Genomic DNA, 6000 nt, shown 5'->3' on the forward strand with positions numbered 1-6000 from the left:
AACAATACCCGTTCACAGTGACAGCAAGTTCATAAAATACTTTAATGCCTTTAAATAGTTCGTTAAAAAAATTAATTCCTTCTTTCTTCTATTACGTGGATTTATTACTTCTTAATGTCTCATTATTTAAACCATGGCTCATTCTTAAACCATGGTGTTTCAACTTCATCGAGTCTCCACCTTTGTCTTGTCACTGCCTCTGTTGGGTCTATTGTGACTCCGTTTTTGTAGCTAGTAGTCCGGTTAGTGCGATCATTCCTCCGTTATCGCCTGCGTACTCTGGTGGTACTATGCCTAGTTTTGCGTTGAATTCCTTGGCTATCCACTCCATTATTGCCCTTAGCCTCCTACTCCTTGCCACGCCCCCGGCGAGTAGTAGTTCCTTCTTGCCTGTTAGGGCCATTCCCCTCTCGACTATCTCGCCGAGCATTGAGTACGCCGTCTCCACGAGGCTTAGGCACACGTCCGGTAGTGGCGTGCCCTTCCTTACGAGTCTTAGGGCTTCCTCAACGAGTCCTGAGAAGGATACGTCCTGCCCCTTTACAGTATAGGGCAGCGGCACGTATTTGCTACCCTTCTCTGCACACTCTTCGAGGTGCGGCACGCCCGGGTTTGGCAGTCCGACGTTTCTGGCGAAGTAGTCTAGGGCGTTCCCCACGGCCATGTCTATGGTCTCTCCGAAGACTCCGTAAGACCTGCCCGAGTGGGCTATGACCATCGTGTGACCGCCAGAAACGAGTAGTACCAGTGGGTCCCTGAACCTTACGGACCACCTGGCGACCTCCACGTGGGCAACACCGTGATGCACAGGTACCAGGGGCTTCCCAAACTTAATGGCTATTGCCCTTGCCAGGGTGGCTCCAACCCTAAGGGCTGGGCCTAGTCCAGGCCCATGGAGAAGGCCACTGCGTCAATGTCCCTAATGCCTATGCCAAGCCTCCTCAAAGCTTCACTGAGGAGTCTCGGCCCAACAATCACGTGGTGGTCTGCGGCGACCCTCGGGTGTATGCCTACGCCCTGCGGTGGTGTGTAGGTGTCGTTGATGTTCACGAGTATTCCATCCTCACTTGCTATTCCGACTCCAAAGGTGTGCGCTGTGGATTCGATACCGAGGACCAGGGTCATTAGTAAACACCCTCAAGTATTGAGTCAATGACTTCATCCAGCTCACCATCACTTAAATTGCCGTACTTATTAATCACGTATTCAATCGTTGACTTAACAGAATTCTCTAACCATCCACAGCCTGGGTCGTAATTGTTGTCCAGGGTCATTATGAAGTTTCCCACGGCCTTAATAACACCATCCTTTACCAGTCTCTCTATCGTACTTAAGAACTCGGGGCTCGTTAGGACTAAGTCTATCCTCTCCCAGTCAAATGCCTCAAAGCCGCCCAACCTATCGATTAGGAACACCATCTTAGCGAGTCTATCTAGGCTAACCCTACCGAGCCTCCTCAATGCAGTGATCACCAGGCACTCTATTAAGCCCATGCAAACCGGCAACCCAGTATCACAGCGTCTTGAGTAATTAAACTTACTACGCATGTGCTGGCGAGGCAATACTTAAATGCTGGGTAGGGGCCAACACGCTGTATGGTTAGTCCTGACGTCCTTAGGGACATATTGAAACCAAGTAATTCAGTCCTCGTGGTTTGGGACGTGCATAGGGCGTTGTTCAACGGCATATTCAATAAGGACGAATTCCAGAGGGCCCTGAACACAGCCATTAACGCGGCCAGGAGGGTTAATGTGCCGATAATATTCACGAAGATAACGCCATACCCAAGCGGCTTTGAGCCGATAACCACGAGGGTAATGCCGTGGAGGGGTGGCTTCAAGCCCGAGGAGATGGATTTGATAGTCCAGCCGCAGCCCAATGACATTGTCATTAATAAGAATACCTGGTCCCTCTTCGTAGGGACCAACGTTGAGCTACTACTGAGGAATTCGGGTAGGTACGCCGTGGTCTTCACGGGGATTGCCACGGACATTGGTGTGGAGACCAGTGCTAGGCATGCCTACGCCCTCGGCTTCGTACCAGTGATTGTTTCAGACGCAGTGTCCTCATATGATAGGGATGCTCACGAGAGGTCGCTGGCCAACATGAGGAGGTTCTTCCCCGTAATCACCGCTGAGGAATTGGCCAGGTATTGGTCGTAGGCCTTAGCTCAATATTCAATCCTTAAAAATCCAGTCCCACCTCATTAACTGTTTACCATGGCAAAGATTTATAAGTTTTTGAAATTGAAAATAATGCGTGAAACCTGAAGAAACGCAAGGTGTGCTTCAGGGAAACGTGCAAGAAACCAACGAGGCCCGGAGCATTACTCACGTGGTGTTGCCTTCCTTAAGCTTGGTCGTTTTGAGGAGGCTCTCCTCGAGTTGGACAAGGCGTTGAGTCTTGACCCTGGCAATGAGCAGTATAGGCTCGTTAAGGCGGCTGCGTTGATAGGGCTTGAGAGGTTTGAGGATGCTAAGAACGAGCTTAGGTCCGTATTGTTAAATAACCATCCAGGTTTCTCAGCCGTTAATACTAATTACGTCAATAGCGTTAGCCCTAACGGTACTACTAATAACATTAAGGTTATCATTAATGAATTAAGCGTGCAATTATTGAATGCCCTGCGGTTTGTCTCAACCTTATTGGCTAGGGCTATTAATTACCTCATGCCACTACTCAAGCAACTCATTGCCAGGGTCAATACCTTACTGGGCGTACTTAAGGTGAACCTGACCAGGATTGTTAGGTTACGTAGCAAGGATAATAGGGGTACTACACAGTGACCGTGATGCCATTTGCCGTGGGTCACGCATGTTTATGGCCCTAGCCGCACTATGTATGGGTCACTTCGCTCAGTAAGTTCTTGAATTCCTCTATTAGTGTTTTTGCGTGGTCCCTGGTGTGTATCATTGACGGTAGTAAGTGTGAGGTATGTTCTGTCATGTATAGTATGCCCCTGGTCCTCATGTATAGGTGCATTAGGTGGTATAGGTTCTCGTCAATCCTCTCCGTATATGCCATCCTCGCATTTATTGGCTTACTCCTCGTGAAGTGTATGCCCAGCATACTACCGACCCCGGTAGCCCAGCAGATCCTGCCATGCCCCTCACAGGCCCTGTCAATCTCATGGCGAACCCAATTCCATAGGTCATTAAATGCCTCATACATTGTCCTGTGCTGGCTTAGGTAGTTAATCAATGTATAGCCTGCGGTTAGTGTTACCTTATTTCCCGTGAACGTGCCACCGTGGAAACTCCTAGACCTCGCGCTAGGTCTCTTAACCTGGTCGAGTAATTCCATGATCTCTGACCTGGAGGCTATGGCGCCGGCGCCTGGGTAGCCACCGCCAATTATCTTGCCCAGGGTCACTATGTCGGCCTTAACGTTGAATAACTCCTGACCGCCACCGAGGGCTAGCCTAAAGCCTGTTATGACCTCGTCAAATATCAACAAGGCGCCGTACCTATCTACTAACTCCCTAACTCCCTTTAAATAGCCTGGCTGCGGCTCTATGCAACCTCCTGAGCCTAGTACTGGCTCCATAATGACGGCAGCCACGTCGAAGCCCTTTAACGTCCTCTCCAGGGCATCTAAGTCGTTAAATGGCGCCACCAAGGTATACTTAATGTGCTCCGGCGGTAGCCCAAGGCTTTCCGGACCCTCGAATGGTGGGTTAACACCAACGTGTAAGCCGTCATAGCCACCGTGCCATCCACCCTCCATCTTAATCACGTACCTACGCCCCGTATACGCCCTGGCTAGCCTGACGGCGTACATGTTAGCCTCAGTACCGCTGTTTGAGAACCTGACCATGTTGACGTTAGGTATGACCTTGGTCAGTAACTCGGCGTACTCAACCTCAAGCGTGTTCGGGTAACCCAGGTGCGTTCCTTCGTAGGCAGCTTCATTGACAGCCCTAACCACGAAGTCCGGCGAGTGACCGAGTATGTGTGTTCCATGGCCCATCCAGTAATCCACGTACTCATTACCATCAACATCCCAAACCTTAACACCGCTAGCCCTTGTTATGTATATTGGGTATGGTGCGAAATACCTTATTTGGTAGGTCGTACCTCCAGGAAGCACCCTCCTAGCCCTCTCAAATAATTCCCTCGACTTACCCGTCCTTTCAAAGTAAATCTTTGTGTACTTATCAATCAATTCCTGAACCCTACCACCAAGATTACTCATCGCCTTTATCCGTAATTACTCAGTTATAAGCATTGTTATGGCAGCTTCGTAAGGAAACCATGAACTGTGATCAGATGTAGAAGGCGTCTACGAGTCTCGTTGATTTATAACCGCACTTCACGCACACGAAGTACCTCCTCCTATGGAATGAATTCCTTGAGTATGGCTCAACCCTGATAACGAGCCACTGCCCATACTCCTTAGTCCTGATTATGTGCTCATTAAAACCGCTAAGGTGCTGTATGAAGCCGGGCCTAACCTGGTCCGTGTGTGGCGTTACGTATAGCTTAAACTCCTTATTGGTGAATGGGCACTTAACCACGCCACTAAGGAAGGTCCTCCTATTCCTCTTGGCAACGTAGACCACCAGGTCCACGTACTTACCCTTAATCTCCGTGCTTCTCCTGAGACCAAGCATCTCCGCCTGTTCGCCCATCACGTCCACATGGTCATTTGCAAGCTTTAAGCATTATGTGGGTTCTGAATCTTGGGCAAGCTACTGTATTCCGATGCAATAAGGAGATTCAGGTATTCGAGCCCAGGGGCAGATGATTTTACAATCTACCGTGAATTGGTACGCTGGCCTTCAGCATAGTTAATAGGGATTTCCTGGGTAAAGGTGATGCCGTGTTTAGTGGGGTTTCACCTCAACGCTGTTAATAATAGGATGCTTTGAATAATAGGGACGGCGGCAGGGTCACTGACGCCCTGAGACTTTAAGTACAGCTTCAACCAGGGATTTATTGATTAAGGTTATTGCTTAAGTTATTTTTACTTAATTTTATCCACAGCGTTTGAGACTTCGCTAATGAGGTAATCAAGGATATAAGGCGCAGAGCAATAAATGCCTAACGCGGCAACAAATCAGCCACAAACCTCATTATCCTGCTTAGCATTATTTCTTACTTACCCATCTCATAGCCACGCACATACTTAACCTTGATTATTTTCGGTTCCTCGCTCGTGATTACGTAGATCACGTGGTGCCTTGGCTTGAGTGGGTCGTTGCTTAATGCCTTAACCCGCTTAATCACCTTAACTCCCTCATCCAAGACCCCCATGCGGTAATCTCGACCAATGTTTAGGCATGCGTAGTGCCTTATTAATCAATTTGAGAATTCTGCATTGGTATGTCCGGTGCTCTTGATGGGCTTAGGTTCAATGCTGATTCATTGAGGAGGAATAGGTTCTGCATTGGCGTTAAACGCGGTAGGGAGTATCGATGTGGCGGTGAGGCTGACGAGAATGCCATAAACAACGCCATTGATTTACTCATTGAAGCAATTAAGCGATTAATACATTGGCGTGTTTGGGATTCCTGGTGGATCGAGGAGGCAATGGATGAGTGGTTAATGGCCAGGGATAGGCTTGAGGTTCAATTACGAGGAAAGTACAGTGAGGAAGTCATAAACGACCTTCTAGGGCTGGTCGATAAGTTCATAGGCTACAACGAGCAATTCCTGAACTACTGGCGTGATGTTGGCAGTGAGGTTATGAGGCTAGTTGATGACCTAATTAACGGCAGGGCCAAGGTCGTAATTTGGAGTAATGAGGACGGAATAAGCATGCATGGCGAATTCATAAAGCTGGAGACACATAAAACAAGCACTAGTAGCGTAATGGTTCAGCTGAAGCTAAAGGGACTTAAGGGCGTGACGATTAGGGTGTCCGACGTGTTTAGGAGGGCGATGAGTGGGGAGGAGTATGGGAGGTTCATTAATGATGTACTCATGGCGTTGGAGGGTGGTTTTGAGGAGGCTGATGGGTTTGTTGAGGATGGCTATGCGGCCATGGGAACGACACAAA

At 48.7% G+C, this 6000-nt stretch carries 6 protein-coding genes and 2 pseudogenes; 3 read left to right on the plus strand and 5 right to left on the minus strand.

Features of this window, described 5'->3' with window-relative positions:
• Positions 1-122: 122 nt before the first annotated feature.
• Both kae1 and JCM14467_RS12565 read right to left on the minus strand, forming a co-directional pair.
• A pseudogene (gene kae1 / locus JCM14467_RS12560) lies at positions 123-1125 on the minus strand (KEOPS complex N(6)-L-threonylcarbamoyladenine synthase Kae1).
• Positions 1125-1493 carry a hypothetical protein gene (locus JCM14467_RS12565; protein WP_054850391.1) on the minus strand — a complete coding sequence of 123 codons (369 nt, stop codon included), beginning with the start codon at positions 1491-1493 and terminating at the stop codon, positions 1125-1127. Before JCM14467_RS12565 ends, kae1 begins: the two are co-directional and overlap by 1 nt.
• A 102-nt stretch (positions 1494-1595) precedes the next feature.
• On the opposite strand from JCM14467_RS12565, the gene JCM14467_RS12570 reads away from it, so the two are divergent.
• Positions 1596-2162: a cysteine hydrolase family protein gene (locus JCM14467_RS12570; protein ID WP_054850384.1), complete on the plus strand. Its 567-nt coding sequence runs from the start codon at positions 1596-1598 to the stop codon at positions 2160-2162.
• A gap of 174 nt (positions 2163-2336) precedes the next feature.
• Positions 2337-2786: pseudogene (locus tag JCM14467_RS12575) on the plus strand (tetratricopeptide repeat protein); the annotation flags it as partial.
• A 49-nt stretch (positions 2787-2835) separates the two neighbouring features.
• Here JCM14467_RS12575 and JCM14467_RS12580 read toward each other — a convergent pair.
• The 3 genes from JCM14467_RS12580 to JCM14467_RS18655 all read right to left on the minus strand — a co-directional run bounded on the left by JCM14467_RS12580 (position 2836) and on the right by JCM14467_RS18655 (position 5255).
• Complete coding sequence (locus JCM14467_RS12580) at positions 2836-4194, minus strand: aspartate aminotransferase family protein (protein WP_054850386.1); 1359 nt, start codon at positions 4192-4194, stop codon at positions 2836-2838.
• Positions 4195-4264: 70 nt separating this feature from the next.
• Positions 4265-4630, minus strand: coding sequence for a hypothetical protein (locus JCM14467_RS12585; protein WP_252901607.1), 366 nt, complete (start codon positions 4628-4630; stop codon positions 4265-4267).
• Between the two features lie 466 nt (positions 4631-5096).
• Positions 5097-5255, minus strand: coding sequence for a hypothetical protein (locus JCM14467_RS18655; protein ID WP_252901608.1), 159 nt, complete (start codon positions 5253-5255; stop codon positions 5097-5099).
• A gap of 69 nt (positions 5256-5324) precedes the next feature.
• On the opposite strand from JCM14467_RS18655, the gene JCM14467_RS12590 reads away from it, so the two are divergent.
• The coding region (locus tag JCM14467_RS12590) for a hypothetical protein (protein ID WP_252901609.1) at positions 5325-6000 on the plus strand (676 nt) is incomplete at its 3' end.

The organism is Vulcanisaeta sp. JCM 14467, assembly GCF_001316245.1.
In the GTDB taxonomy this organism is placed as follows: domain Archaea; phylum Thermoproteota; class Thermoprotei; order Thermoproteales; family Thermocladiaceae; genus Vulcanisaeta.

Excerpts from the sequence above, each read along its gene's own strand:
- JCM14467_RS12565 (WP_054850391.1), bottom strand. The coding sequence starts at position 1,493 with ATGGGCTTAATAGAGTGCCTGGTGATCACTGCATTGAGGAGGCTCGGT.
- JCM14467_RS12570 (WP_054850384.1), top strand. The coding sequence starts at position 1,596 with ATGGTTAGTCCTGACGTCCTTAGGGACATATTGAAACCAAGTAATTCA.
- JCM14467_RS12580 (WP_054850386.1), bottom strand. The coding sequence starts at position 4,194 with ATGAGTAATCTTGGTGGTAGGGTTCAGGAATTGATTGATAAGTACACA.
- JCM14467_RS12585 (WP_252901607.1), bottom strand. The coding sequence starts at position 4,630 with ATGGGCGAACAGGCGGAGATGCTTGGTCTCAGGAGAAGCACGGAGATT.
- JCM14467_RS18655 (WP_252901608.1), bottom strand. The coding sequence starts at position 5,255 with ATGGGGGTCTTGGATGAGGGAGTTAAGGTGATTAAGCGGGTTAAGGCA.